At 71.3% G+C, this 26,098-nt stretch carries 22 protein-coding genes and 1 pseudogene; 8 read left to right on the forward strand and 15 right to left on the reverse strand.

The genetic code is table 11. The annotated features are described in order from the left end of the window. Positions 1-417: 417 nt before the first annotated feature. The 3 genes from AB0D31_RS19975 to AB0D31_RS19985 are packed head-to-tail and all read right to left on the reverse strand — an operon-like array spanning position 418 to position 3,871. Positions 418-1,329, reverse strand: coding sequence for a serine hydrolase (locus tag AB0D31_RS19975; protein ID WP_362724626.1), 912 nt, complete (start codon positions 1,327-1,329; stop codon positions 418-420). Further along, positions 1,326-2,375, reverse strand: a complete 1,050-nt coding sequence (locus tag AB0D31_RS19980) for a serine hydrolase (RefSeq protein WP_362724629.1) — start codon at positions 2,373-2,375, stop codon at positions 1,326-1,328. The genes AB0D31_RS19975 and AB0D31_RS19980 overlap by 4 nt, the downstream gene beginning before the upstream one ends. Continuing rightward, the gene (locus AB0D31_RS19985; RefSeq protein ID WP_362724631.1) at positions 2,372-3,871 is read right to left on the reverse strand and encodes a serine hydrolase domain-containing protein; all 1,500 of its coding nucleotides are present in this window, start codon (positions 3,869-3,871) and stop codon (positions 2,372-2,374) included. The genes AB0D31_RS19980 and AB0D31_RS19985 overlap by 4 nt, the downstream gene beginning before the upstream one ends. Before the next feature lie 169 nt (positions 3,872-4,040). Between AB0D31_RS19985 and AB0D31_RS19990 the strand changes: the two genes are divergently transcribed. Beyond that, a complete protein-coding gene (locus tag AB0D31_RS19990; protein WP_362724634.1) occupies positions 4,041-4,628 on the forward strand; it encodes an isochorismatase family protein in 588 nt (195 codons plus the stop codon). A gap of 152 nt (positions 4,629-4,780) precedes the next feature. On the opposite strand, the gene AB0D31_RS19995 is transcribed toward AB0D31_RS19990, so the two are convergent. After that, the gene (locus AB0D31_RS19995; RefSeq protein ID WP_362724772.1) at positions 4,781-6,415 is read right to left on the reverse strand and encodes a helix-turn-helix domain-containing protein; all 1,635 of its coding nucleotides are present in this window, start codon (positions 6,413-6,415) and stop codon (positions 4,781-4,783) included. 64 nt (positions 6,416-6,479) lie between these two features. Next, positions 6,480-7,277, reverse strand: coding sequence for an amino acid racemase (locus AB0D31_RS20000; protein WP_362724637.1), 798 nt, complete (start codon positions 7,275-7,277; stop codon positions 6,480-6,482). 583 nt (positions 7,278-7,860) lie between these two features. Here AB0D31_RS20000 and AB0D31_RS20005 point away from each other — a divergent pair. From AB0D31_RS20005 to AB0D31_RS20030, 6 genes and pseudogenes are all read left to right on the forward strand, one after another. Further along, on the forward strand, positions 7,861-8,817 hold the full coding sequence (locus tag AB0D31_RS20005) for a hypothetical protein (RefSeq protein WP_362724640.1): 957 nt from the start codon (positions 7,861-7,863) through the stop codon (positions 8,815-8,817). Between the two features lie 67 nt (positions 8,818-8,884). Further along, positions 8,885-9,931 carry an FAD-dependent oxidoreductase gene (locus AB0D31_RS20010; protein ID WP_362724642.1) on the forward strand — a complete coding sequence of 349 codons (1,047 nt, stop codon included), beginning with the start codon at positions 8,885-8,887 and terminating at the stop codon, positions 9,929-9,931. Between the two features lie 31 nt (positions 9,932-9,962). Further along, positions 9,963-11,762, forward strand: a complete 1,800-nt coding sequence (locus tag AB0D31_RS20015) for a carbamoyltransferase C-terminal domain-containing protein (RefSeq protein ID WP_362724645.1) — start codon at positions 9,963-9,965, stop codon at positions 11,760-11,762. A gap of 44 nt (positions 11,763-11,806) precedes the next feature. Continuing rightward, positions 11,807-12,286, forward strand: a complete 480-nt coding sequence (locus tag AB0D31_RS20020) for an SRPBCC family protein (RefSeq protein WP_362724648.1) — start codon at positions 11,807-11,809, stop codon at positions 12,284-12,286. Positions 12,287-12,297: 11 nt separating this feature from the next. After that, positions 12,298-12,927 (forward strand): annotated as a pseudogene (locus AB0D31_RS20025) (histidine phosphatase family protein); the annotation flags it as partial. 460 nt (positions 12,928-13,387) lie between these two features. After that, positions 13,388-13,891: a nucleoside deaminase gene (locus AB0D31_RS20030; protein ID WP_362724651.1), complete on the forward strand. Its 504-nt coding sequence runs from the start codon at positions 13,388-13,390 to the stop codon at positions 13,889-13,891. Between the two features lie 191 nt (positions 13,892-14,082). Here the strand turns inward: AB0D31_RS20030 and xdhC are convergent, their stop codons facing one another. Genes xdhC through AB0D31_RS20045 form a run of 3 tightly spaced genes read right to left on the reverse strand, consistent with a single transcriptional unit; the run spans position 14,083 to position 18,795 of the window. Then, positions 14,083-14,892 carry a xanthine dehydrogenase accessory protein XdhC gene (gene xdhC, locus AB0D31_RS20035; RefSeq protein ID WP_362724653.1) on the reverse strand — a complete coding sequence of 270 codons (810 nt, stop codon included), beginning with the start codon at positions 14,890-14,892 and terminating at the stop codon, positions 14,083-14,085. A gap of 1 nt (position 14,893) precedes the next feature. After that, a complete protein-coding gene (gene xdhB / locus AB0D31_RS20040; protein ID WP_362724656.1) occupies positions 14,894-17,320 on the reverse strand; it encodes a xanthine dehydrogenase molybdopterin binding subunit in 2,427 nt (808 codons plus the stop codon). After that, on the reverse strand, positions 17,317-18,795 hold the full coding sequence (locus tag AB0D31_RS20045) for an FAD binding domain-containing protein (RefSeq protein ID WP_362724659.1): 1,479 nt from the start codon (positions 18,793-18,795) through the stop codon (positions 17,317-17,319). Before AB0D31_RS20045 ends, xdhB begins: the two co-directional genes overlap by 4 nt. A 531-nt stretch (positions 18,796-19,326) precedes the next feature. Here AB0D31_RS20045 and AB0D31_RS20050 point away from each other — a divergent pair. Beyond that, a complete protein-coding gene (locus tag AB0D31_RS20050) occupies positions 19,327-20,232 on the forward strand; it encodes a polysaccharide deacetylase family protein (protein ID WP_362724662.1) in 906 nt (301 codons plus the stop codon). A 132-nt stretch (positions 20,233-20,364) separates the two neighbouring features. On the opposite strand, the gene AB0D31_RS20055 is transcribed toward AB0D31_RS20050, so the two are convergent. The 7 genes from AB0D31_RS20055 to AB0D31_RS20085 all read right to left on the reverse strand — a co-directional run bounded on the left by AB0D31_RS20055 (position 20,365) and on the right by AB0D31_RS20085 (position 25,860). After that, entirely contained in the window at positions 20,365-20,625 is a 261-nt protein-coding gene (locus AB0D31_RS20055; RefSeq protein WP_362724664.1) for a hypothetical protein, read from the reverse strand. A 113-nt stretch (positions 20,626-20,738) separates the two neighbouring features. After that, positions 20,739-22,013: a hypothetical protein gene (locus AB0D31_RS20060; RefSeq protein WP_362724666.1), complete on the reverse strand. Its 1,275-nt coding sequence runs from the start codon at positions 22,011-22,013 to the stop codon at positions 20,739-20,741. 172 nt (positions 22,014-22,185) lie between these two features. Next, positions 22,186-23,454 (reverse strand): HAMP domain-containing sensor histidine kinase, encoded by a 1,269-nt coding sequence (locus AB0D31_RS20065; RefSeq protein WP_362724669.1) that lies wholly within the window; start codon positions 23,452-23,454, stop codon positions 22,186-22,188. After that, complete coding sequence (locus AB0D31_RS20070; protein WP_362724671.1) at positions 23,445-24,098, reverse strand: response regulator transcription factor; 654 nt, start codon at positions 24,096-24,098, stop codon at positions 23,445-23,447. The genes AB0D31_RS20065 and AB0D31_RS20070 overlap by 10 nt, the downstream gene beginning before the upstream one ends. A gap of 125 nt (positions 24,099-24,223) precedes the next feature. Beyond that, complete coding sequence (locus AB0D31_RS20075; RefSeq protein WP_362724674.1) at positions 24,224-24,613, reverse strand: DUF2267 domain-containing protein; 390 nt, start codon at positions 24,611-24,613, stop codon at positions 24,224-24,226. 159 nt (positions 24,614-24,772) lie between these two features. After that, the gene (locus AB0D31_RS20080) at positions 24,773-25,219 is read right to left on the reverse strand and encodes an Hsp20/alpha crystallin family protein (protein WP_362724677.1); all 447 of its coding nucleotides are present in this window, start codon (positions 25,217-25,219) and stop codon (positions 24,773-24,775) included. A gap of 479 nt (positions 25,220-25,698) precedes the next feature. After that, positions 25,699-25,860: a hydrophobic protein gene (locus AB0D31_RS20085; RefSeq protein WP_362724680.1), complete on the reverse strand. Its 162-nt coding sequence runs from the start codon at positions 25,858-25,860 to the stop codon at positions 25,699-25,701. Between the last annotated feature and the right edge of the window lie 238 nt (positions 25,861-26,098).

Raw genomic sequence — 26,098 nt, forward strand, 5'->3', positions numbered from 1 at the left:
GATTCAGCCCCGCCGCCAAAGAGGGGGTGCGTGTTTGGGGCCCCGGTCCGAAACCCGGGGTGAGCGTGCGACACCGGTTCGCCTTCGGGCACGGTTCACCTTCGGGTGCGGGCCCGGTGGGGCTGGTCGCGCAGTTCCCCGCGCCCCTTGAACGGCCGTCTTTCGGGTGCGGACCGTGCCCGCGTCTCGCGCAGTTCCCCGCGCCCCTTGAACGGCCGTTTTTCGGGTGCGGACCGTGCCCGCGTCTCGCGCAGTTCCCCGCGCCCCTGGCTGATCGATGCTGGGCGCATGTGCGTCCTCAGCCCACCCCGTCCGGCTGCTCGGCGCGGGGCGGCATGGGCATCTTCAGCCCGTCCGGCGTTTGAGGACGAGCGCCCTTAAGGCGCGAACGGGGTCTGGGGCGGAGCCCCGGGGAGGTCAGCCTTGGGTACGCAAGTGGGTGACGGCGGCACGGGCGGCCTCGCCGATCACCCGGTCGGCGCGCGGCTGGCGTACATCCGGCACCGGGGTGCGCAGAAACACCCCGACCGCGTACCGCCCCCCGTCGGGGTACTCCACCACCCCTACCTCGTTCCGCACCGCGAAGTCCGTGCCGGTCTTGCCCGCCACACGTACCGCCCCGGGGAACCCGGAGACCAGCCGGTGCTGCCACACCTGCTGACCCATGAGGGCGCGCACCTCGGCACAGGCGGACGCCGGCCCCGCCTCGTCCCGCCAGATCGCGGCGAGCAGGGCCGTGACATCCCGCGGGGTGCTCGAAGGGGCGACGCCGGGGTCGTTGACGCTCAGCGCCATCAGCCGTTCCGGCGCGACTCCGGCCAGCTGCTCGTCGAGCGAGCGCGCCGGATCGAGCCCCAGCTCGCGCCGGATGCCGTCGTCGAGCGCGGCGCAGGACGCCACCCCGAAGTCCCGGTGGCCCAAGGCATCCAGGGTGGCGCGGACCCGCTCAAGCCCGACGATGTCGAGCAGCAGATCCGTGGCCGCGTTGTCGCTGATCGTCATCATCAGGAAGGCGAGGTCACGCGTGGCGGCCTCGACGTCGTACCGGCAGCCGTCGGTGGCGGCGCCCCCACCGGAGCGGTACGCGGCGCTCACCGTGTGCCGGGCCGCCGGATCGAGTGTGCCCGCCGCGACCTGACGGGCGTACTCCAGGGCGATGGGAATCTTGAACACCGAGGCCAGGACGGTGCGTTGATCGGCACGGTGGCCGAACTCGGCGCCCGAGTCGATGTCGCGTACGTGGACGAAACCGTCGACCCCGGCTTGCTCGAAGAGGGCGGTGAGCGACGCGTGGGCGAGTTCTGCGGTACCGGTCGCGGCACTGGTCATCGGGGGGTCCCCTTCCGGGAGGCGGAGGCGGAGGCGGAGGCGGAGGCTGAGGGCGAGGCTGAGACGGAGGTGACGGAGGTGAAGGAGGTGACGGCGGTGGCGGCCGTACGGGCGCGGCGCAGGTGGTCGACGGCGGCGCGGGCGGCCCGCCCGATCGCGTCGTCGGCCGCCGGATCGCGCCCGCCGAGCGTGGCGGTGCGCAAAAACACCGCCACCGCGTACCGGCCCCCGTCGGGGTACTCGACGACGGCGGCCTCGTTGAGAACTCCCCACAGCGAGCCGTTCTTCGCCGCGATCCGTACCGCGTCACCGAGGTCTCCGAACCCGGCGACCAGCCGGTGCTGTGACAGCTGATGGCTCATCAACTCCCGTACCTCGGCGCACGCTTCGGGCGGCCCCGCGCGGTCGCGCCAGATCGCGGCGAGCAGGCCGGTGATCTCACGCGGGGTGGCCGAGGCCGACCGGTGCGGGTCGAGCATGGCGAGGTTGCGGAGGCGGTCCTCGCCCACGTCGTCGAGCTGGGCGTCGAGGTCGCCGTCGGTGTCGAGCCCCAGCTCCGCCCAGACGGGGTCCCACAGCTCGCGATAGCGTCCGACGGGAATGTCGGGACACCCCAACTCCTTTGCCGTGGCCCGCACTTGCTCCGTTCCCACGATCTCCATGAGCTTGTCGGTGGCGGCGTTGTCGCTCATCGACAGCATGAAGAACGCCAGGTCGCGGGTGCTCATCGTGACGTCGTACAGACAGCTGTCGGTGCCGATGCCGCCGCCCTCGCGGTTGACCGCGGTGACGGTGTGCCGCGCCGCACGGTCCAGGACACCGGCGGCGGTCTGGCGGGCGTACGTCACGGCGACCGGGATCTTGCGGATCGACGCGACGATCACCGGCTCGTCGGCCCCCGACCCGATGTCCTCCCCGGTGTCGAGGTCGACGGCGTGCAGAAACCCGGTCACGCCGGCCTCACGGAAGATCGCGCGGAGGGCGGGGTGGGCGTGAGGGGCGTGGAGCGTGTCGTCCGCGGTCCCGGGCGGGGAGGCGGCGGTCATCGCGGGAGCTCCGTCGCGTCGAGCGCACCGGCCTGCTGTGCAACACAACCACCGGACGCAGCAGATGACTTGGGCGTGGCGCGGCCGCTGTAGTGGAGGTACGAGCGGCCGTCCGTACGGTGCTCGAAGACGACGGCACGCCACATCGGGTCGTCCGCGTCACGCCCCACGAAGGTGGTCGCGTCCACGGGGGTCAGGGTCAGGATCCGGGTGGGGGCCAGGCCCACGAGCATCCCGGTGGGCTCGGTCCGCATCCGCAGCAGACCGGCACCCTGACCGCGCCCCCCGCCCCCGCCCTCGCCCTCGAACCCGCCCTCGCCCTCACCGTCATCGGCCTCGGCCTCGACCTCCGTGACGTGGATGCGGCTGCCCGCCCGCTCGTAGACGCCGGTGAACGCCCCGGTGTCCACCCGGACCGGGCGGGCGGGCGGCGCGATCGGTTCCGGGACCGTCAACCCGTGCAAGTCCGCGAGGAGTTCGGTGATGACCCGGTGCTGGAGTTCGGCGCCGCGCCCGCCGTTGACCAGCAGCGCGACGACCGTGCCGAGGTCGGGCACCAGCCACAGGGCGGCGTGCTGGCCGATGGTGTCGCCGGTGTGGGAGACCACCTGGTGGCCGCCCCACTCGTCGAGGCACCAGCCGATGCCCCACTGGCTGCCGCCGTCGTACGGGTTGGGCAGGTCGACCTGGGCCCGCCGCATGGCGGCCGGGTCGGCGAGGAGCGCACCGGGTGTCAGATGGGCGCGCCCGAAGGCGACCACGTCGGCGGCGGTGGCGCAGATCAGCCCCGCCGGGCCGACCGACCGGGGCAGCCCCCAGGCCGGCGCGGGTACGCCCGACTCGCCGTGCCCCATCGCCGCGCCGAAGCGCAGCACGTCCTCCGGCAGCGTCCAGGTGTGCGTGAGGCCGAGCGGCGCGCAGATCTGCTCGCGCAGTGCCCGGTCCCACACGAGGCCGGTGAGCCGCTCGATCACGCGGCCCGCGATGACGAAACCGGAGTTGCAGTACGAGTGGGAATCCCCGACGGGGAAGGTCTGTTCGAGGCCGGCGCACGCGGCGACGTAACGCTCCAGACAGTCGTCGCCGCGCCCGGTGTCGAGGAAGAGGTCGCCGTCGATGCCGGAGGTGTGGGTGAGCAGGTGGCGCAGGGTGATGCGGGCGGACGCGTCGGGGTCGCCGACCGCGAAGCCGGGGAGGATGTCGACGACCCGGGTGTCCAGGGCCACCGTCCCCCGCTCGATCAGGAGCATGAGCTGGGTGGCCGTCCACACCTTGGTGACGGACCCGATCTGGAACAGCGAATCGGTGCGGACGGGGGCGCCGGTCGCCGTGTTGAGGACACCGGTCGCGTAGCTGTCCACGCGGCCGGCGTGGGCGACGGCGAGGCTCGCGCCGGGCACGTCGCACGCGGCGGCGAGCTCCGCGAGACGCGTGGTCCAGCGGTCGGTGTCGGCTGGGGGTGCGGCCAGGTCCGGTCGTACCAGGTCCGGGTTCACCGGCGTCCTCCCTCGGCTCCATCGGGTAGGGCGCCAGCGTGGCACGTACACCCGCGCCGTTCTTGGTCCACGCGTACGAAGGGGCAGGTCACGGCTTGGTCGGGCGGACGACTTGCCGGGGCGGCTCCGTTTCTAGGGTGGCCGCACCGCGACGTACGAGGAGACGGACATGCCCCTGCTGGACCGCGACGACTGCACCCTGGTGATCATCGATGTGCAGAGCGACTTCTATCCGCGGCGCCGCGTCGACGTGGACCGCGACCGCTTCGAGGAGATGGTGCGGCGCATCGCGTGGCTGACCGGTGTGGCGGACCGCCTCTCCCTTCCCGTGGTGGTCACCGAGGAGGACCCCGCGACCAGCGGCCACACCGTCGCGCCGATCCGCGAGGCGCTCCCCGCCCAGGCCGTGACGCTGCCCAAGAACGCGTTCTCCGTCTGGGACAACCCGGATATCGCCGCCGCCCTGGACGCCACCGGCCGCTCAACCGCGGTCCTCGTCGGCATCGAGACGGACATCTGCGTCGCCCACTCCGCGATCCAGCTGCACCACGCGGGCAAGCGGGTCGCCGTCGTGGACGACGCCACGTACTCGCCGGGCCCGGCCCACGAGCGCGGACTGCGGCGCCTGGCCGCCCGCGGCATCGAGACGCTCTCCGCGAAGGAAGTGTTCTACGACTGGGTGCGCACCATCGAGCGCGCGAACACCTTCCACGACACCCACGCGGACTTGACGGTGCCGCCGGGCGTACGGCTGTGAACGCGGCCGGGGTGTGAGCCGGGGGGGTGAGCCGGGGGGTGTCCGGGCGGGGCGGGGGACCGTCCGGACACCCCAGCCGGCCGGGGGCCGTCCGGACACCCCCCGGCGGCCGGGGACCCGCCTGGCCTCGGCAGGCCTCGCTGTCGTACGCGTCAGGCCTCGCCGTCGTACAGGCCCATCAGCCGCAGCTCCAGCATCGCGGCGAACCGTGCGGCGGGGTCGCCGAGGTCGATCCGGCCGACTTCGGCGACCCGGCGGATCCGGTAGCGGAAGGTGTTGGGGTGGACGAAGACGCTCGCCGACGCGGTGATCACATCGCCGAACGCGTCGAGCCACGCCCGCAGCGTCTCGACGAGGTGGGCGTTGTGGCGGCTGTCGTACGCCACCAACTGGGCGATGGATCCGGAGAGTTCGTCCCGGTTGGCGAGGGCGAGGTCCCGCATCTCGATCAGGAGCGCGTCGATGTAGACGTCCCCGATCGCGGCGACCCGGCGCGTGGTGGAGCCGGCGGACAGGACGCGCAGGGCGCGGTCGGCGTTGGTGCGGGAGCGGGCGAGGGCGGCGGGCTCGGGGGCGAGGGAGCCGATCCCGACGGCCGCTCCGGTGCGGTTGCCGGTGCGTTCCAGGAAGTTCGACGCCACCTGGAGGGCCCGCTCGCGCGCGGTCGCCGGGTCGCCCGCGACGGGGAAGAGGGCGTACGCCACATCGCCGAGCAGGGCGACCGCGGAGCGCGGCTGCACCGCGGTGAGGTGGACGGCGAGCGCGCTCGCCAGGCGCTGGCGTTCGGCGGTGACCTGGGCGTGGTCGGTGTCCGCGAGCGGTTCGAGGCCGAGCGCCATGACCAGGAGGGGCCCGTCGGCGAGCCCGAGCCGGCCGAGCGCCTCGACGGCGCCGGAGCCGCCTTCGAGTGCGGTGGTCACGAGGTCGGCGCGGAGCCGGTTCTCGGCGTCGGTGCCGGCGCGGAAGCGCAGCATGTGCAGCGCGACCAGCTTGGCGGCCTCCTGGAACGCCTCCTCCCGTTCGGGGGTGAGAGGCGTGCGCACCGCGGCCCAGACCGAGCCGAGGATCTCGTCACCGGCGCGCACCGCGATCGCGACGCGGGGCAGCGCGACCTCGTCGCCCAGCGTGGGCGGCGGGATGTGCACCGGCTTGTCGCTGCGGTACAACTCCCTGAAGACGCCGTGTTCCTCGTGGATGCGCAGATAGCGTTCGGGCACGCGGCGGGCGAGGATGCTGGCGACGCGGGGGGCGTCCGCCTCGTCCTGGCGGCCGGAGAAGGCCAGGATGCGCGAGCGGCGGTCCTCGATGGTGATGGGGGCGTCGAGAAGGGTGGCGATCGCGTTGGCCAGCGCGAACAGGTCGCCCGACGGCACCCCGCCGAGGGTCTGCTCGCCGGCCTCTCCGACATCGCCCTCCGACAGCAACGTCCGTAGCATGGCGGCTAGTTGGGCCCATGAGGCGCCCCGCGTGAGGGCGAGCAGGGCGATGCCGGACTCGGCGGCCGCGGCGCCCAGGGTGCCGTCGTCCTCGACGGGTCCGCGCACCACGAGCGCGGCGGCGCCCAGCCGGCCGAGCTCGCTCAGGAGCCGGCGGATCTCGTCGCCGCCGTGCACCCCGACGCCGAGCACGATGGCCCGCTCCGGGTAGTGCTGCTCGTCGTGCGGATCGTGGATGCCGACGCCGCCGAGCTCGGCCGCGGTCCCGGGATCGCCGTGCAGCAGATCGAGGAGGGTGGGGCCGAGATCTTCGAGCACCCGGCTCAGGCTCCGGGCGGGGTGCGTCGACATGTGCCTGATCATCTCCGCAGGTTAGGACCGGCGCGGCGGTACGCGTCCGTAGCTGTGCACGAGATTACGTCGCCGCCCCCGTACCCCGGAACGAACCACTCCGGCAAGGATCACCGCAGTCGCCCCGTTCCGGAGCGGGTCGCCACAGCCGATCGAGGGCCCGCTCGACGAGCGCCTCGGCGGAGTCGACGACGGGAAGCACCCGGGCGGCGGCGCGGGCGACCAGCGGGATCTCGGTGCAGGCGGCGACGGCCACCTGCGCGCCGCGTTCCTTGAGCGCCTCGGCCGCCGTGGCGATCCAGCGCTCGGGCCCGTCGTCACCGCCGTCCGCGAGGTGTGCCCCCGCCTTGACGGCGCGGATCGCGGGGTCGACGTACGCCCGCTGAACGTCGTCGGGCACCTGCACGACGCCGAGTCCGAGCCGCTGGCCCGCCTGCTCGTACAGGCGTGCCATGCGGGTGCCGCGGGTGGCCAGCACGCCCACGCGCCGCACGTCGGGCCCGCTCCGGGCGGCCCGGCGCAGGGCCGCATCGATCATGTCGAGGATGTCGGCGCCGGTCGCCCCGGCGATCTGTTCGGCATAGGCGTGGGCGGTGTTGCACGGCACCGCGATGCAGGTGGCGCCGGCCTGCTGGAGCCAGCGGGCGCCCGCCACGAGCGCGGGCAGGGGCGAGGGCCCCTCGCCGAGGAGCGCGCTGGTGCGGTCGGGGACGGTGGGGTCGGCCCAGATGAGGACGGGCAGGTGCCCCTGGTCGGCGTCGGCGGGGGTCCGCTCGACGAGCGTGCGGTAGAACGCGGCGGTGGCCAGCGGCCCCATCCCGCCCAGAATCCCCAGCGTGGGGCGCCCCCGTCGTACAGCCATGCCGCCGCCCTCCGCCGCGTTCCCCGGTCGGGCCGATCCTGCGGCACGGAGCGCTCCGGGGGGTCGTCCCGCCCGCCAAAAGCAGAGCCCGCCTTTGGGACCGGGCTCCCGACCGGTGGACGACGGACGCGAGGGGTCAGGGATCCGGACGCGCCGGGGTGCTCGCCGACGCCCCCGCGTACCGGACCGCAACCCTCCGCAACCGCCCCCCACGTCTCATCCTGGGCCACGGCCGTCAGCCGGACGGCCGCCCGTCCGCCGCGAGGTGGGCCATCACCCTCCACCCGGCCACGAGTGCGCCCGCATGGCTGGTTACCGCCGCCCTGTTCGCCCTGGCGCCGGCCCTGTTGGGGACGAAGGAGCGCGCCTGACGGCACGACGGACGGGACCGGAGCCGGGAAACGGCCCGGTCACGCTCGTTTGGGATGCCACACACAACCCGCCCGAGCTGCGGTTCCGTAGAAAGATACAAACTGCGGAGCTCAGGGAGATCGCGGGTTCATGTCTTCAACGCCTGGCCGGATCACGGTGGTTGGCGATGTACTCCTCGGACAGCAAGCCGCACCGACGAACGGGGAAAGCCTTGTCCGAGAAGTACGAAAAGCTGTCGGATCGTCAGATTGAGATCTCCTGGCCCGACTTGGGCCTCACGGTCACCGCCGACCTGGACGACCGCAACCCGGCCCTCGCCGACGCCCTGTGGGATTCGCTGCCCTACCAGAGCCTCCAGGGCCACGCGCTCATCGCGGGCGAGCACCTCTACCACGTATCGCCGATACCGGCCCTGCTGCACACCCCGCACGATCTGCGCATCCCCGACCGGCGCGAAGCGCCCAACGGCACGGTGTTCTGCTCGGGGTTGCAGCACCTCGGCATCAAGTACGGCACGCTGACCGAGCCGATGCCCGCCACCCCCGTCGGCCAGGTCCGCGAGGCCGACATGCCCGCGCTGCTCGAAGCCGGCGCCGCGATCTGGGAGGCCGTGTACTCCACGAAGAAGCAGATCGTCGCCGAGGTCCGCCGCGCCGGCGAGCAGGGCGGCCACCGCATCCCCGAGCTGCCCGCCGCCACCGCGGACGCCGCCCGCCTGATCGCCGACATTCACGCCGAGACCGAGAAGATCTGGCTGGAACCGCCCGTCGAGCTCGACGGCCTGCACCGCGGCGTCATCCCCTCGCAGGCCGGCAATTTCGGCACCGTCCTGCCCACGCTGCTCTTCGTCAACGGCGAGACCCGGCCGCTGGGTTACGCGGCGTACGGCGGCATCGTGCGCGGTGTCGTGCAGGGCATGGAGCTGGACTCCCTCAAGCACATGACGCGCCTCATGGTCGGCGTGCCCGCCGAGTTCCTCGGCTACTGCGGCCTGGAGCAGCTGTGGGCGTTCACCCAGCGCTTCCTCGCCATCCTCGACGGCCTCGACCGGGACGACTTCTACGCCGTCGCCAGCCAGATGGCGCTCTACATCAACTGTCTCGGCGGCTGGAACCTCCAGCTCTACCCCTGGGAGACCGGCGACCACCTGCGTCAGCAGGCCGCCTGAGACGGCGCGCGGCCCGGCCGCCCCGGCACTGGCCCCGTCCCATGGACCCCCATCACAGGAGAAGAACTTGAGCGCCCTGCCCGCCCGCGCCGACGCCGTCGTCATCGGCGGGGGAGTCATCGGAACCTCAGCGGCGTACCACCTCGCCGAAGCCGGCGTGGACACCGTGCTGCTGGAGCGCGGAGGCCTCGGCGGCGGAGCGTCCGCGCACACCGCGGGCATGATCCGCACCTACTTCCCGGGCGACCCCCGCACCGGCGCGATGGCCGTACGGAGTGTGCACGCGTACCGCGAGTTCGCCCGGCACACCGAGACCCCCCTCGCCATGAAACGACTCGGGTTCATGGCGCTGTTCACCGAAGAGCAGCAGATCGCTGACTTCGAGCAAGGGCTCCAGGCCCAGCGCGCCGTCGGCGTCGAGGTCGGCCTGATCAGCGCCCGCGAGGCGGCCGAACGCAACCCGCTGATCAACGAACGCGCCGTCCTCGCCGCCGCCTGGTCACCCCAGGCGTACGACGTGCAAGGCCTCGACATCGTCCGCGGATACGCGGCCGGCGCCCGCAACCACGGCGCCCGCCTGTTCACCCACACCCCCGTCCTGCGCATCGACGACGACAACACCCTGCACACCCCGCGAGGCGCCATCACGGCGGACACCGTGGTGTGCACGGCCGGGCCGTGGGCCGGCGAGGTGGCCGCCATGGCCTCCATCGACCTGCCGCTGACACCCCGTTCGATGGAGATGCTCTTCACCGACGAAGTCCCGTCCGGTCAGGGCGAGTTGCCCATGACCATGCACGCCACCTCGGGGCTGCGGATCCGGTCGTGGAAGGGCCGCGTCCTGCTCGCCATGGGCGCACCCCGACCCGGCGAGGAGCGCGCGGCCTGGCTCGGCCGTATCTCCGGCCACCTCGGCACCCTGTTCCCCGCGCTGGACGGCATCGGCCTGCACCGAGCCTGGTCGGGCGATTTCGACGCCAGCCCCAACAACACCGCCTTCATCGGCGCCGACCCCGCCCGCCGCTTCCTGTACGCGGCCGGATTCACCGGCGCGGGCCTGTGCCAGGCACCCGCGGCCGGGGAGCACCTTCGCGACCTGCTGATCGTCAAGTAGTCCCACGCCAGGCACAACAGGAAGGAACGCAGTGATCGTTCTGGGCTGCAACGGTTTCAGCCGGGTCTCGGAGTTCTTCTCCGAACGCTTCGGCGCGACCGGCATCAACAAGCACTACCTCCTGGGCCACGACGCCGCCGCCGCGCTCCTGGTGGACGGCCGCCTCGTCGCCGCGGTGGAGGAGGAGCGCCTCAACCGGGAGAAGAAGACCACCGACTTCCCCGAGAACGCCGTCGACTGGTGTCTGAAGGAAGCCGGGCTCACGTTCGACGACGTCGATCTGTTCGCCTTCCCCTGGAACTGGTCCCCCCAGGTGCTCGCCGAGATCGCCGACGGCATCGACGCCGCACCGCTCCCCGAGGACGCCAAGCCCCAACTCATCGGCAACATGCGGGACTTGTACGAGCAGGTCGTCGGTCACGACGCGATCCTCGCGGACTTCGAGGCCCGCACCGGGTACCGACCCGACCCGGCCAAGGTCCGTTTCGTACCGCACCACTTGGCGCACGCCACGACCGGCTACTACCTCGCCGGGATGAAGGACGCCGCGTTCCTCGTCAGCGACGGCCGCGCCGAGCGCTTCTCGACCCTGACGGGCGAGATCCGCGACGGCCGGATCACCGTCTTCGACGACACCGTCACGGGCGCCGAGCACTCCATGGGCACGATGTTCTCCGCCATCACCCGCTTCCTCGGCTTCGTCCCCAACAACGACGAATACAAGGTGATGGGCCTGGCCGGATACACCGGCCCGCCGACGCCGAACCCGTTCGTCGACGACCTCCTGCGCCTGCACGACGACGGCCGGTACTCCTTCACCAAGCCGCTGCGGACCGACGACGTACACAGCCACGACGCCCTGTTCGAGGAGTACTTCGGGCCCTTCGAGGACACCCTCGCCTACACGGCCCGGGTCTCGGCGGCCGCGCAGGAGATGCTGAACGTGGCCACCGCCCACCAGGTCCGTCACCTGGAACGGCGCTCCGACCTCGACCTGCTCCTCTTCGAGGGCGGTGTCGCCCTGAACTGCCTCAACAACACCCCGCTCTTCGAGGGCTCCCGCTTCGCGGACATGCAGGTCAGCTTCGGCGCCTCCGACACCGGCATCACCATCGGCGCCGCCGCCCACGCCTGGCTGAACGATCCCGGCACCGGCCGCGCACAGATCGCCGCCGCCGCCGCGCCCGTCAGCCCCTACACGGGCCCGTCGTTCGGCGAGGCCGCGATCGAGGAGGCCCTCGCGGAGTTCGCGGGCCGGGTGAGCGTGACGCGGCTCGGCGACGACGAGGTCGTCGACCATGTGGCGAAGCTCCTGACGGAGAAGGTCGTCATCGGCTGGTTCGACGGGCGCGTCGAGCACGGGCCGCGGGCGCTGGGCCACCGCAGCATCCTCGCCAACCCCGGCTTCACCGACATCAAGGACATCATCAACACGCGGGTCAAGCACCGGGAGCCGTTCCGCCCGTTCGCGCCGCTCGTCCTGGAGGAACAGGCGCCGAAGATCTTCGACCTGGGGCGCAAGACCAGCTCCCCGTACATGACGTTCGTCTTCCCGGTCCGCGAGGAGTACCGCGACCGTATCCCCGGCGCCGTGCACGTGGACGGCACCTCCCGCATCCAGACCCTCACCGACGAGGGCACCCCGCGGCTCACGGCGCTGCTGCGCAGGTTCATCGAGCTGACCGATGTGCCCTGCCTGATCAACACCTCGTTCAACGTGGCGGGCGAGCCCATCGTGTGCACGCCCACCGACGCCCTGAACTGCTTCCTGGGCACCGAGATCGACTATCTGGTCCTCGGCAACCACCTCGTCACCAAGACGACCGCGTAACCACCGTCAACCAACCAACCAGCACTCTGCGAAAGGGGCACTCCGTGCCGATCCAGCGCAAGCACACCATGTACCACTCGACCATCCTCGACGCCGACCCGGACACCGTGTGGGCGACCGTCCGTGACGCCATGCAGATCCTGGACATCGTCTCGCCGGGCGACCTCGACATCCACCGCGACGTCACCTGGACCGAGGGCGGCTCGGTCGACACCGTCCCGGCCCGCTACGACTTCAAGCTGACCCTGAACGGCCGTCTCGTCCAGCAGGAGATCGCGGCCCGCGACGAGATCAACCGGACCCAGTCCTACCGCGCCGTCGCCCCCACCAGCGGTGTCGCCCGTTACGAGGCCACCATCCGCGTCTTCGCCATCACCAACGACCCCGACCGCAGCTTCTTCGACTGGTCGCGGGTCCTGGACATAGCCGAGGACGCCGACGAGAAGGTCGTCGAGGCGATCATCGACGTCATGGAGAAGCAGACCGACGCCGTACGCGACCACTTCGCGAAGTCCGCGCAGTGAGCGGGGTGACGACGCTCGTACTGGTGCGGCACGGCGAGACCCCGCTCACCCCGCACGGGCGGCTGTCCGGCAGCGGAGGAACCGACCCCGGGCTCTCCCCGGTCGGCCGCCGCCAGGTCCTGGCGACGGCGGAGGCCCTCGCCGGCCGCGACGGCATCGAAGCGGTCGTCACCTCACCCATGCGGCGCTGCCGCGAGACCGCCGCGCCCGTGGCCGCGCGGCTCGGGCTGAGCGCCCGTACCGACCGGGACTTGCGGGAAGCGGATTTCGGGTCCTGGGAGGGGCTGACCTTCGGAGAAGTCCGCGAGCGCCACCCGGACGACCTGAGCGCATGGCTCGCCTCGCCCGAGGTCGCGCCCACGGGCGGGGGCGAGACCATGCAGGAGGTCACCTGGCGGGCCACCGCCGCACGCAAGCGCCTCATCGCCCGGTACGCGGGCGCCACGGTCGTGGTCGTCTCGCACGTCGGGCCGCTCAGGACCCTGATCCGCCTCGCGCTCCAGGCGCCGCCGCACAGCCTGTTCCGTATGGACCTCGCAGCCGCCTCGCTGTCGACGGTGACGTACGACGAGGACGGCACCGCCACGGTGCGGGGCCTCAACGACACCCACCACCTGGACGACCCCCACCGCGTGGCTTGAACCGGACGGTGTGCAGCGGCGCCATCGCGGTGATCGCGGGGAGGCCACACGGTGGGGGCGGGGCGGGGGAGGGGCGGGCCACACAGCGCGCCACACAGCAGGACGCATCCTGATTCGCGCCTGCAAAGCAAGGGCTCGGCTCTCGTGCGACTCTACAAGTTCACCGAGCTGACCAGCCAAGTCCTTCATGGGTTCGGTGACTTTCCGTGAAACGGCCTGGCGGATGTACTTGCGATATTCCCGTTAACAGCACGTGAACACGGCCCGGAAAGGACGGTGCGGCTGCTCATGCCCACCCCGATCCCGTCCGGGTCTTCGCGTGCAGGGCTGACTGGAACCCGTCGTGCCAAGTGCGTGGTGTCGGCGAGCCGCCTACTCTTTTCGGCCCCAGTCGCGCCGATCTCCCGTGTGTGTGACGCACACGCGGGGGCTCCCCACAGTCAGTGACAAAGGAGAGACCATGACCGTGCAGACGCACGAAACGAGCATCCAGGAGCTGGAGCGCACGTGGATGGACCAGGCCATCGGCCTCGCCACCACCAGCGTGCACAACGGCGGCGGTCCGTTCGGCGCACTGATCGCCAAGGGCGGTGAGGTCGTCGCGATCGGGAACAACAACGTGACCTCGCACCTCGACCCGACCGCGCACGGCGAGGTCACCGCGATCCGTGCGGCCTGCCAGGAGCTGGGCTCGTTCTCGCTGGAGGGCTGCACCCTGGTCACCTCGTGCGAGCCCTGCCCGATGTGTCTCTCCTCCGCTCTGTGGGCCCGGGTCGACCGGGTCATCTTCGCGGCCGACCGCGACGACGCCGCGGTTGCCGGCTTCGACGACCGCAAGTTCTACGACCTCTTCGAGAAGCGGCCCGCGGAGCTGTGGCCGCTGGTGATCGAGCGCGTGGAGATGGCGAACCGTACGGCGCCGTTCGACGCGTGGGTCGCCAAGACGGACCGCATCGACTACTGAGTCACTGAGTGATCGACTGCGATCGACCACTGAGTCTCTGATTCTCTGAGCACCACCGAAAGGGCCCCCTCGCTCGCGTGAGCGTGGGGGCCCTTTCGGTGTCCCGGACTTGAGGGCTCGGACCGGCGGAAAGGCGGCCCCCCGGCCGCCCTTCCGTCAGTCGTCAGCCGACACCCGTCAGCCGGCACCCATCAGTCGACTTCGTGCTCGAACGTACGCAGCAGGTCCGCGGCGACGCTCACGGCGATCGTCGCGGGCTCCTTGCCGGTGACGTCGGCCAGGCCGATCGGCGTCTTGATCCGGTCGATGGTGGCGTCGTCGTGACCGCCCTCGGTGGAGAGCCGCTTGCGGAACCGCACCCACTTGGCTGCCGACCCGATCAGCCCGATCGAGCCGAGGTGATCGGTGCGCAGGGCCGCGTCGCAGAGCGCCGCGTCCTCGGCGTGGTCGTGCGTCATGATCAGCACATGGGTGCCGCGCGGCAGCTCGTCGAGTACCTCCTCGGGCAGCAGCGGCGTGTGGTGCACATGCACCTGGGCCACCGCGTCCCCGAGGACGTCGAGCCGCTCCTCGGTGAGCATGTCGGCGCGGGAGTCGATGAGATGCAGATCGAGGTCCTGGCGGGCCAGGATGCGCGCCAGTTCAAGCCCGACGTGTCCGACGCCGAACAGCGCCACCGCCCGTACCACCGGCAGGGGTTCGAGCAGGACCGACACCGTGCCGCCGCAGCACTGAACGCCGTGCTGGTTGGTCACCTTGTCGTTCAGGGCGAAGTCGATCAGCTCCGGCTCCGGCTTGGACGCGTCCAGCATCTCCCGGGCCCGGTCGATCGCGACGGCTTCCACATTGCCGCCACCGATCGAGCCCCACGTCCGCCGATGCCCCACCACCAGCTTGGCGCCGGCGTCGCGTGGGGCATGGCCGCGCACGGTCGCGACGGTCACGAGGACGCCGGCTTCCCGGCGTGCCCGCAAACGTCCGACCGCGGCGACCCAGGTCATGTCAGGCACCGCTCATCGCTGCGGCGCCGGTCCGGACCTTGCCGTTGGAGGCGTGGCCGTTCACGGCGGAACCGTTGAGCGCGGGCTGGTTCGCGGAGGCCTTGCGGACCTCCTCGATCGCCCAGTACACCGCTTCCGGGGTCGCGGGCGAGGCCAGATCGACACTGGTCCCGCTCGGCCCGAACGCGGCGGCGGCCTGACGCAGCGCCTCGCGCACCGAGAACGCCAGCATCAGCGGAGGCTCGCCCACGGCCTTGGAGCCGTACACGGCGCCCTCTTCGGTGGCGTTCTCCATCAGCGTGACGTTGAACTCCTCGGGCATCTCCGAGAAGCTCGGCAGCTTGTACGTGCTGGCCGCCTGCGTCTGGAGCCGGCCGCGGTGCGGGCCGTCGCTGGTGTCCCAGCGCAGGTCCTCCAGGGTCAGCCAGCCGGCGCCCTGCACGAAGCCGCCCTCGACCTGACCGATGTCGATCATCGGGGAGAGGCTGTCGCCGACGTCGTGGACGATGTCCACGCGCCGGATGCGGTACGCGCCGGTGAAGCCGTCCACCTCGACCTCGGTCGCGGCGGCACCGTTGGCGAAGTACTTGAACGGGGTGCCGCGGAAAGACTTGGCGTCCCAGTGCAGCCCCTCGGTCCGGTAGAAGCCGGCCGCGGAGAGCTGGACGCGCTGGAAGTACGCGGCGTGCACCAGGTCGTCCCAGGCCAGTTCCTTGTCGCTGCCCAGGACCCGGGCGACGCCCTCGACGATGCGGACGTCGGAGGGGTTGCCGCCGAGCTGGGTGCCGGCCACCTGGTGCAGCCGCTCGCGCAGCTGCTCACAGGCGTTCTTGATCGCGCCGCCGTTGAGGTCGGCGCCCGAACTCGCCGCGGTGGCCGAGGTGTTGGGCACCTTGTCGGTACGCGTCGGGGCGAGCCGCACCTTGTGCAGCGGGATGCCGAGGGTGGTCGCGGCCACCTGCATCATCTTGGTGTGCAGGCCCTGGCCCATCTCGGTGCCGCCGTGGTTGATCAGGACGGAGCCGTCCTTGTAGATCAGGACCAGTGCGCCGCCCTGGTTGAAGGCGGTGAGGTTGAACGAGATGCCGAACTTGATGCCGGTGAGGGCGATGGCCCGCTTGGTGTTCGGGTGCGCGGCGTTGAAGGCGGCGATCTCGCGCTTGCGGTCGGCGAGGGAGCCGTCCTCCTTCACCTGCTCCCACACGGCGGAGATCCGGTCGGCCTGGGTGACGAGCTGGCCGTACGGCGTGGTCTGGCCGCGGCCCGGCTGGTAGAAGTTGCGCTCGCGCAACTCCATGGCGTCCATGCCGAGTTGAGGCGCGACACGGCCCAGGATGTCCTCGATCACCAGCATGCCCTGGGGGCCGCCGAAGCCGCGGAAGGCCGTGTTGGAGACCGTGTTGGTCTTCGCGATGCGGCCGGCGACGCGGGCGTTGGGGATCCAGTACGTGTTGTCGATGTGGCACAGCGCGCGGGCGAGCACCGGCTCCGACAGGTCCAGGCTCCAGCCGCCGTCGGCGGTCAGGGTGGCGTCGAGGGCCTGGATGCGGCCTTCGGCGTCGAACCCGATCTTCCAGGAGGAGTGGAAGCCGTGGCGCTTGCCGGACATTGTCAGGTCCTGCGTCCGGTTGAGGCGGAAGCGGACCGGGCGGCCGGTGAGCTTGGCGCCGAGCGCGGCGATGGCGGCGAAGCCGTGCGGCTGCATCTCCTTGCCGCCGAAGCCGCCGCCCATGCGCAGACACTGCACGGTGACTTCGTTGGCGGGGATGCCCAGGATGTGGGAGACGATCTCCTGGGTCTCCGAGGGGTGCTGGGTGCTGCTCTGGATGAACAGCTGCCCGTTCTCGTCGACCAGGGCGAGCGCGGCGTGCGTCTCCAGGTAGAAGTGCTCCTGGCCGGAGAAGGTGAACTCGCCGGTGAAGACGTGCGCGGACTCCGCGAAGCCGGCGTCGACGTCACCGGTTTCCATCAGCGGGCGGGCGCCGTGGAAGGACTCCGCCTCGATCGCCTCGGCGACGGTGACCAGGGCGGGCAGCTCGTCCAGCTCGACCTCGACGGCGGCGGCGCCGAGCCGGGCCGCCTCCAGGGTCTCGCCGAGCACCCACGCCACCGCGTGGCCGTGGAACATGACCTCGTCGGGGAAGAGCGGCTCGTCGTGCTTCATGCCGGCGTCGTTGACGCCCGGCACGTCGGCGCCGGTCAGCACGCGCACCACGCCGGGCACGGCGAGCGCGGGCTCGGTGCGCAGGGCGGTGATCCTGCCGTGCGCCTTCATGACCTGCACCGGGTACGCGTGGAGCACGTCCTTGGTGCGGTAGATCAGGTCGTCGGTGTAGAGCGCGGTGCCGGTGACGTGCAGCGTGGCGCTCTCGTGCGGCATGGAGACGCCGACGACGGGCTTCTCCGGGAGTTCGGAAAGATGGCTCATGACGAAACCGCCTCGGTGGTTTGCGCGTACAGCTTGTGCAGGCTCTGGCCGAGCATCGCGGAACGGTAGAGGGAGCTGGCACGGTGATCGCTCATCGGCGTGCCCTCGCCGCGCAGTACTCGCGCCGCGGCGTCGACGGTCTCCGCCGTCCACGGCCGGCCTTCGAGGGCCGCCTCGGTGGCGAGGGAGCGGATCGGGGTCGCGGCCACGCCGCCCAGGCCGATGCGGGCCTTGGTGACGACGCCGTCCTCGATGTCGAGGGCGAAGGCGACGGCGACGCTGGAGATGTCGTCGAAGCGGCGCTTGGCGATCTTGTGGAAGGCGGTGACCTTCGACAGCGGCGTCGGGATGCGTACCGCGCGGATCAGTTCGTCGGGGCGGCGCACGCTCTGCCGGTAGCCGGTGAAGTACTCCGCGAGCGGCACCTCGCGCTCGCCGTCGGCGTCCGCGAGGATCAGCGACGCTTCGAGCGCCAGCAGGACCGGCGGGCTGTCGCCGATGGGGGAGCCGGTACCGAGGTTGCCGCCGAAGGTCGCGCTGTTGCGGATGAGCCGCGAGGCGAACTGCGGGAACAGTGCGGCGAGCAGCGGGACGCTGCCGTCGAGGCGCCGCTCGATCTCGGTGAGCGCCTGCGCGGCACCGATGAGGATGTGGTCGGACTCGACGCGCAGTTCGCGCAGTTCGGGCAGCCGATCGATCGCGACGACGAGCTTGTCGCGGCGCGAGCGGATGTTGACCTCGACGCCGTAGTCGGTGCTTCCGGCGACCGGCACCGCGTCGGGGCGCTCACGCAGCAGGCGGGTCGCCTCGGCGAGGGTGTCGGGCCGTACGAAGGTGGCCTCGCCCTGGGTGTACTCGGTGGTCGCGGGCGCGGGCGGCGCCTGGTCGCGGCGCTGGGCCAGCGGGTCGTCGTCGGTGGGCTCACCGACGGCGTACGCGGCGTCGCGGATCGGGCGGTAGCCGGTGCAGCGGCACAGGTTTCCGCTCAGCGAGTGCAGGTCGAACCCGTTGGGCCCGTGCTCGTGGTCGCCCGCGGCGGCCTCGGTCTCGCCGGCCGGCGTCTCGTGCGCGCAGCGGTCGGGGCGGTAGTACTCCGAGGCCATGCTGCAGATGAAGCCGGGGGTGCAGTAACCGCACTGCGAGCCGCCGCGGACCGCCATCTCCTCCTGCACGGGGTGCAGGACGGGCGCCGCGCCGGGCTCGCCCACGGTCGCGAGGCCCTCGGAGGTGATGACCTCCTGGCCGTCGAGAGCGGCGGCCGGAACCAGGCAGGCGTTGACCGCGACCCAGTCCGTCGGCTTGTTCACGCCGGGACGCGCCACCAGGACCGAACAGGCGCCGCACTCACCCTCGGCGCAGCCCTCCTTGGAGCCGGTGAGGCCGCGCTCGCGCAGGAAGTCGAGCACCGTGGTGTGGGGCGCGGCGGGGGCGAGCGGGGTTTCTTTCCCGTTGACGGTGATACGCGCCGCTACCATGGCACGTCCTCGTTTCGGCGCATGGTGCATCGGACTATCTGAGTAGCCATGTCAGGAGCTTTCTCTCTTCGGTGGCGCAACGCCGGAACTCGGAGCGCGGCGCGACAGATCGGCGCGCGGCGGCAACGTGCCTAAGCGGTGGAACAGCGTGCCTAAGCGGAGGTGGAGACGCAGAGATGCCCGGGAGCCGTGATCGGCAAGCCGGGAAAAGGGCTGGTCAGCAGCCGTGTGCTACACGGCCGGGGGCCCAGGCGACCTGGTGGGCGAGGCGCAGCAGACCGGAGATGGTTGACATCCGACGTCGCCTCCTTCTGTATATTTCACCAGGGTCGTTACGCTCGAAGTTACGTCGCCCTAGTGCATCGGTCAAGGCTCGAATCCCGAACTGTTATTACTGTTGCTCCCGGTGCGCCCGGAGGGTGCGGGTTCGTCACTTCTTGCATAGTTGCTCTCGCCCTATGTGTGTAACCGGCGCCTCCGGCTGGTGCGGCATCGCGGCGTGGAATGCGCGGCCCGCTACGTTCCGGACGTATGGCCCCCACCTTCTTCCGCCGTCGTACGGTGCCCCTCGGGACGCCGCTCGCCCTGGCCGCGACCGTGCTGGCGACGGCCGTCGCCGTACTCGCACTGCCCGGACCGGTCGGCACCGCGCTCGCCACGTCGCGGTACGCCACACCGCCGCTCTCCACGTCGTCGTACGCGGCCACGACGGCCGGTTCGGCTCCGTCCGCCACCCTGCAGTCCGGCCCCCCGTCGTCCGGCGCGCTGCGAGCCGGCACCGTCCACGCGCCCGTCGAGAAGCTGTACGGCGCCGAGATCCGGCAGATGCCCACCACCGCCCACACCGTGGCGCTCACCTTCAACGCCGCCTGGGACGAGCAGGGCCTCGCCACCGTCCTGGAAGTGCTGCGCCAGCAGGACGCCCCGGCGACCTTCTTCCTCACCGGCCACTTCGCGGAACGCCACCCCGCCGCCGCCCGCAGCATCGCGGCTGCGCGCCAGGGCATCGCCAACCACTCCTACAGCCATGCCCCGTTCGGCCGGCTCGCCCCCGCGGAACGGGCCGAGGAGATCACCCGCGCCGACCGGGCCATCCGCAAGGCCACCGGCATCGTGCCCCTGCCCTTCTTCCGCTTCCCCTACGGAGAGACCACGCCCGAGCAGATCGCCGAGGTGAACCGGCTCGGGTACGCCGACATCGAGTGGACCACCGACACCACCGGCTACAAGGGCACCGCCACCGGCATGACCGTCCAGAAGGCCGTCAAGCGGGCCATCGACGCGCTGCGTCCCGGCGCGATCATCCAGATGCACGTCGGCTCGCTCGACGGCCAGGGTGCCGTCCTCGACGCGCAGGCCCTTGCGCAGATCATCGACGCGGTCAGAACGCACGGCTACACGATCACGAGCCTGAACACGCTCCTGGCTCCGGCCTGACCTCCTGACCCGCGGCGTCGACGAGGCGGAGTGAGCACCGCCCTCAGCGTCAGGCGTGCCGCGGCTGCCGTGGTGCGTACGTCCGCGTGGGCGGCGCCTGACCGTGCCGGTCAGCCATGGCCGTCGGGACCTTCAACGGTTGCCTTCAGGGACTGCCGCACGTCTGCGCGCGAAGAGACTGTCCGTCAGACCGGCGCCGGTTTTCTGGAGCAGGCTGTAGGCGAGTACGGGCAGGAGGACCTGGGGGTGGGTGGGCAACTGGGTGGACGCGAGGACGGCGCCGGCGCTGCTGTTGTTCATGCCGGTGGCGAACGTGAGGGCGACGGTGTCCCCGTGGGCGGCGCGGAGGACTTTGGCCAGGGCCCAGCCGATGGCGAAGGAGGCGGCGCACATCACGGCGGCGGTGAGCGCCGGCGGGCGCTCCTGTGGTGGGGCGGGGCGGGTCCGGACGCAGAGGGGTCTGTCCGCGCCCGGGTTGACGACAGCCGGCTGCGAGCTGCGGTCTGTCAGCCCAGGTCCGTCAGGAGGGCGTTGAGTTCGCTCTCCTGCTGCGCCGGGGACATGGGCGGGTTCGAGTGGTCGATGCCGAAGGTCTTGAGCACTTGGTCCATCTGGGCGTCGACGGAGGTCCAGCCGGTGTCGTCCAGCGGCTGGAGCGCGTCCTGGTCGGCGTCCCACAGGTCACGCAGTGACTGGGCGGCCGCGTGAGCACCGGCCGCGTCCCCCGCGCGCGCGTCCTTGAGCGAGGTGGATGCGAGGGTGCGCAGCGCGCCGACCTTCGCGGGCGGGAAGTTCTTCACCGCCTGGCCCGGGGCCAGCTGGACGGCGGAGGTGGTGTCGGTCTCCGGCGCCGGTCCCACGTGCGGCTGGCTGTGGGCCCAGCTCAGCAGGGCCGCGGTGGCGACGGCCAGTACTCCGAAGCCGGCCAGCGCGATGCGTTCCCTGCGCGGGTCGCCGGTGCCCTGTGCGGCATGGGTCGCCTCGCGGGTCTCGGTGACGTCCGCGCGCGTCACCGTCAGGTAGACCACCGTCGCCGTGATGAGGCCGAGGAAGATCAGGCTGGTGGTGAAGGTGCCCAGCGCGAGACCGGTCGGATCGCCGGGGTTCTGGGCGACCTTCGGGGAGGCGAGCCAGTCGCCGATGTTCGCGCCCAGCGGGCGGGTCAGGATGTAGGCGAGCCAGAAGGACAGCACCGGGTTGGCGCCGAACCGCCACAGCCCCGTGATCGCCGCGATGAGGCCGAGCGGCAGCAGCACCGAGACGGCCGGGCTCCAGCCGGTCAGCTCCAGGGTCCAGTCGCCGGTCGCGGTGCCGAGCGCGAAGGTGACCAGGACGGTCAGCCAGTAGAACGACTCGCGCGGGAGCGTGGTGACCGAGTGGATCGACAGCGTGCGCTCGCGCAGCCACCAGACGCCGAAGACCACGGCGAGCAGCACCGAGAAGACCGCCGAGCTGATCCACAGCGGCACGTTCAGCTGGTCGGTCAGGATGTCGGTGTACAAGGTGCCCGTGACGCTGACAACGACCACGGTCAGCCAGTAGGGGAACGGGACGTACCGCTTCAGCCGCAGCTGGACGGCGAGGACCACCACGAAGACCGCGGTGAAGATCCAGGCCGTGTTCACCAGGCCGACGCCCAGCTGCGTGTTGATCCAGTCGGCGAAGCTCTCACCGACCGTCGTGCACAGGACCTTGATCACCCAGAACCAGATGGTGACCTCGGGGACCTTGTTGAGCATGAGCCGCCCGCGGCGCGTGCGTGCTTCGGTTGTCGTTGTCATGCGGGGAGGTTTACGCCGGGAACCTGCAAGCAACCTGACTACGCGGGTCACGTCAGTAACGCGGGGGCCTGCGAGCGGCGGGACCGCACGGGCGTGTCCGTGAGGCGGGGGCCTGCGAGCGGCGGGACCGCACGGGTCACGTCGGGTACGTGGGGACCTGCGAGCAGTGGGGCTACGTAACCGCTTCGGCGGCCGGGAGCGTCATCTCGATGTGACCGCGGCCGTCCGCGATCGCGCGGACCTCCACCCCGGCGGAGGCGGCGATGCGCCGCACCACGGGCAGTCCGAGCCCGTACCCGTCGCCGCCGGTCACCCCCGCTTCGAAGACCCGGTCCACCTCCGCGGGATCGAACCCGGGGCCGTCGTCCAGGACATCGACCACGACCGTTCCACCCCGGACGCGCGCGGTGACCCACACGCGCGACCGCGCGTGCCGCAGACCGTTGTCCAGGAGGGGTGCCAGCAGCGACACGACGACGTCGGACGCCACGGCCACCTCGGTCTTCGCGGGAAGACCGACCTCGACGGGGCGTCCGGCGATCGCCTGCCGCGTCGCCGAGCGCAGATCACACCGGGTGCCGGTGTCCGTCCGTGCGCGTGCGGCACGCAGCAGCGTCGTGATCGCCGCATCGAGGCGGTCGACCTCGTTCAGCACCGCCTCCGGCGCCACCGGCTCGCCGGACAGCTGGGCGAGCTGCGCCTCGCCCCGCAGCACCGTGAGCGGTGTCCGCAGCTCGTGGGCGATCTCGTCGGTGAGCCGGCGCTCGTCCGTCAACGCGTTGTCGACGCGCTCCAGGAGGCGGTCCAGGGTCTGTCCCAGCTCCCCGAACTCATCACGTGGGACTCCGAGGTCGAAGCGGCGCCCGGGTTGGTGATGGCCCCAGTCGTCGGCCAGGGCGACCATCTCGTGCACGACGCGCAGCGCGCGCCGCACCACGAGGTGGGCGACACCGCCGGCGAGGAGGACGGCGATGCCACCCAGCAACAGCGACAACGTCAGGCTGTGCTGCTCCGAGGTCTCGTACGGCGTGAGGTCCACCCGGACGACCACCATGGCGTGGTGCCCGTCGACCGGGATCTCCCGCGCGTACAGGAGGTAGTGCCCGACGGTCGCCGTCTGTGAGCGTCCTGAGCCGGCCAGCGCCTCGACGCGTTCGACCATGCTGCCCGGAACGTTCCCGTCGATCAGACGGCCGTCGGCATAGACCCAGGCCACCTCGTCCAGTGCCTCGCTGCTGTTCTCCGTCAGCACGACACGGCCGCCCACGGTGGTGACGTTGGCCGCGATCACGTCGGCGCGCGTACGCGCCAGATCGTGGGCGTCGGCGTCCGTGACCCGGCTCAGCAGCACGTGCGAGACCACGACCAGGATCGCGACCACGGCGGTCGCGGTCAGCACCGTGAGCGCGACGACCCGCCTGCGGAAGCCCGTCACTGCCATCGGTAGCCCACACCGCGGACGGTCGCCAGCCGCTCGGCCACACCCAGCGGACCGAGCTTGGACCGCAATCGGCGTACGAAGGAGTCGAGGGTGTTGTCGCTGACCTGCGCACCGTGCGGCCAGCCCGCGGCGACGAGGGCGTGACGGCGTACCGCGTCGCCCTGCGAGGCGATCAGGCGGCCCAGCAGCCGGAACTCCGTCGGGGTCAGACTCTCGCTCGCCGCGCCGTAGGTCACCACGTGCTTCGCCGGATCCAGGACGACCTCGCAGGGGACGGACGCCACGGTGGCCCGGCGCAGCAGCGCCCGGACGCGGACCAGCAGCTCCGGGATGTCGAAGGGTTTGGTCATGTAGTCGTCGGCACCGGCCTCGAAGCCGCCCACCTTGTGGTGGAGACCGTCCAGGGCGGTGAGCATCAACACCGGCACATCGACGCCCCGCGCCCGAAGGGCCAGGCAGACATCGCGCCCGTCGGCGTCCGGGAGCCCAAGGTCCAGGACGACCAGGTCGGGCGCCGGAGCGAGCTGCCGCAGCAGACTTCCGGCCGTGGCGGCGACGCCGACGGTGTGGCCGTCGTGCTCCAGGGCGCGCTTGAGGATGCCGCGGACCGCCGCGTCGTCTTCGCACACCATGATGAAAGCCACGCGCCGACCTTAGCCGCGCCGGTGGGCGGAGGTGCCGGGCGAGGTGACCCTCCCCGTCAGGCCATGTCAGGGAATGGAGTGCGGTCCGCCTGCGGGGTTCAGGTGGGTTGGCCGCCTGCCGGGGTTCAGGTGTGCTGGGGGTGGCCGAAGAGGAGGTCGTACCCCGGGGGGAGCTGAAGCAGCATGCGGTTGGTGAGCTCTTCGCCGGCCGCGTCGGCGGCCACGCTCAGTACCGCGCTGACATCCCAGGCGGCGGTCTGCTCGGTGGCTCCCTCGATCCACGCCGCGGCCGCCCGCAGGAACCGCTCCGGTGGAAGCGGCTCGGTGGCCTGCAAGGGGTTGAGGAGGATCAGGGCGAAGGTCTCGGGGAGCCGGGCCGCCAGCTCGGCCCGGACTTCACCGACGAGGTGGGCGCCCAGGAGCGCCAGTACCGTGCGCGCGGCACGCTCGGCTTCCTGCGCCGTGGCGTACTGGCCGCGTTCCTGTACTTGGCCGAGAAATGCTTCCCAACGCATGGCCACCCACCTTCCGCATCGGGATGTGAGGAGGAGAGGAATGGGGACGACGAGTACGGGGCGGGGGAAAGGGTGAGGGGGGACTGCCCGTCCCCCGCCGGGTTCGCGAACCCGCCGGCTGCGCGAACCCGTCGGTTGCGCGAACGAGGACCGCGCTTGTCAGCCGCTGATCTGCCGGTGTCCGGACTGTCCGCCGACCGCGATCTTGCGGGGCTTGGCGCGCTCGGCGATCGGGATGCGCAGGGTCAGCACCCCTGCCTCGTAATCGGCCTTGATCCGCTCGGTGTCGAGGGTGTCGGCGAGCACCAGCTGGCGCGAGAAGACACCCAGCGGCCGCTCGGAGAGCTCCATCTGTACGTCGCCCTCTACGTCGTCCGTCCTCGCGGCGGGGCGGCGCTCGGCCTTGACGGTGAGCATGTTCCGCTCCACGTCGATGTCGATCGCGTCCTCCGCGACGCCGGGCAGGTCGAGGGCGATCACGTACTCCTCACCCTCGCGGTAAGCGTCCATCGGCATCGTCGAGGGCCTGGACCACGTGCCGGTCACGCCGGTCAACTGCTGGGCGAGACGGTCGAGTTCGCGGAAGGGGTCGGTGCGCATCAACATCGCGAAAACACCTCCATCGGTCGGGCAGTACCTGCCAATGCGCTGTGTCTGCCACCGTTGTAGCACGTCATCGGGGGGACGACAAGTAGTCTCGTCATCCAAAGGATGACGCCCGGACTCACCCCCATTCGGCACCTGGCTGGGGCGCCGAGAAGGCGGCTGACGGTGCGCCCCGGGAAGCAGAGCCCCTTTCGCGCCGAGCTCACCCAGCTCACCCCCTGCGCGCGGCGTGACGAAGGCCGCGGCGACGGTTTCCTGGAGGCGTGGTTCCGATATGCGGAGGCCGACGCCGCGGCCATTGGGTTCTGCTACCCGGGAATCGGCGCACAACCCACGCCCCGCGAATTCCGTAATCGACATCAGGGCATGCGATGCGATTCCGTAGTGAATACCAGGGCATGCGAGTGGGGGCTTTCCCGCCCTGCTTCGGGCGGGAAAGCCCCCACGTGTCGAGCATGTGTGAAGCCAGCGGCCAGCGGCTACCAGCGGTACCAGCGCGCGCTTCCGCCCTTGGGGCGGGCGATGAACCCGACCAGCCAGACGACGAGCACGATCACGGCGATCCACCACAGGGCCTTCAGGGCGAAGCCCGCACCGAAGAGGATCAAAGCCAGCAGAAGTACGAGAAGCAGGGGAACCATAGTTATCAACCTCCGAGCCATCGAATGCCCCGCTGCGGTGCGCTTACACAGCTCCGACGCAACTGTTCGCAGAATTCTCGACGGGGCAATCGTCTTTCCCCTTTCGCCCCTTTCTGCCGGGGAGGGTGGCGCGGCTGAGTGGTGCGGCCCTGGCTGCATGGCTACCGACTTCCGCGCCAGCGGGGCGAGAAGGTGACGGCGAGAAGGTGAGGAGGCGGGGCACGGCCTCCGCCGGGCC

The sequence above is a fragment of the Streptomyces sp. NPDC048361 genome (assembly GCF_040651795.1).
GTDB lineage: Bacteria > Actinomycetota > Actinomycetes > Streptomycetales > Streptomycetaceae > Streptomyces.

What these genes read in the sequence shown, in the direction of transcription:
- AB0D31_RS19975 (WP_362724626.1), bottom strand. Translation starts at nt 1,329, where the DNA reads ATGACCAGTGCCGCGACCGGTACCGCAGAACTCGCCCACGCGTCGCTC.
- AB0D31_RS19980 (WP_362724629.1), bottom strand. Translation starts at nt 2,375, where the DNA reads ATGACCGCCGCCTCCCCGCCCGGGACCGCGGACGACACGCTCCACGCC.
- AB0D31_RS19990 (WP_362724634.1), top strand. Translation starts at nt 4,041, where the DNA reads ATGCCCCTGCTGGACCGCGACGACTGCACCCTGGTGATCATCGATGTG.
- AB0D31_RS19995 (WP_362724772.1), bottom strand. Translation starts at nt 6,415, where the DNA reads ATGTCGACGCACCCCGCCCGGAGCCTGAGCCGGGTGCTCGAAGATCTC.
- AB0D31_RS20000 (WP_362724637.1), bottom strand. Translation starts at nt 7,277, where the DNA reads ATGGCTGTACGACGGGGGCGCCCCACGCTGGGGATTCTGGGCGGGATG.
- AB0D31_RS20030 (WP_362724651.1), top strand. Translation starts at nt 13,388, where the DNA reads ATGACCGTGCAGACGCACGAAACGAGCATCCAGGAGCTGGAGCGCACG.
- xdhC (WP_362724653.1), bottom strand. Translation starts at nt 14,892, where the DNA reads ATGACCTGGGTCGCCGCGGTCGGACGTTTGCGGGCACGCCGGGAAGCC.
- xdhB (WP_362724656.1), bottom strand. Translation starts at nt 17,320, where the DNA reads ATGAGCCATCTTTCCGAACTCCCGGAGAAGCCCGTCGTCGGCGTCTCC.
- AB0D31_RS20045 (WP_362724659.1), bottom strand. Translation starts at nt 18,795, where the DNA reads ATGGTAGCGGCGCGTATCACCGTCAACGGGAAAGAAACCCCGCTCGCC.
- AB0D31_RS20050 (WP_362724662.1), top strand. Translation starts at nt 19,327, where the DNA reads ATGGCCCCCACCTTCTTCCGCCGTCGTACGGTGCCCCTCGGGACGCCG.
- AB0D31_RS20055 (WP_362724664.1), bottom strand. Translation starts at nt 20,625, where the DNA reads ATGTGCGCCGCCTCCTTCGCCATCGGCTGGGCCCTGGCCAAAGTCCTC.
- AB0D31_RS20060 (WP_362724666.1), bottom strand. Translation starts at nt 22,013, where the DNA reads ATGACAACGACAACCGAAGCACGCACGCGCCGCGGGCGGCTCATGCTC.
- AB0D31_RS20065 (WP_362724669.1), bottom strand. Translation starts at nt 23,454, where the DNA reads ATGGCAGTGACGGGCTTCCGCAGGCGGGTCGTCGCGCTCACGGTGCTG.
- AB0D31_RS20075 (WP_362724674.1), bottom strand. Translation starts at nt 24,613, where the DNA reads ATGCGTTGGGAAGCATTTCTCGGCCAAGTACAGGAACGCGGCCAGTAC.
- AB0D31_RS20080 (WP_362724677.1), bottom strand. Translation starts at nt 25,219, where the DNA reads ATGTTGATGCGCACCGACCCCTTCCGCGAACTCGACCGTCTCGCCCAG.
- AB0D31_RS20085 (WP_362724680.1), bottom strand. Translation starts at nt 25,860, where the DNA reads ATGGTTCCCCTGCTTCTCGTACTTCTGCTGGCTTTGATCCTCTTCGGT.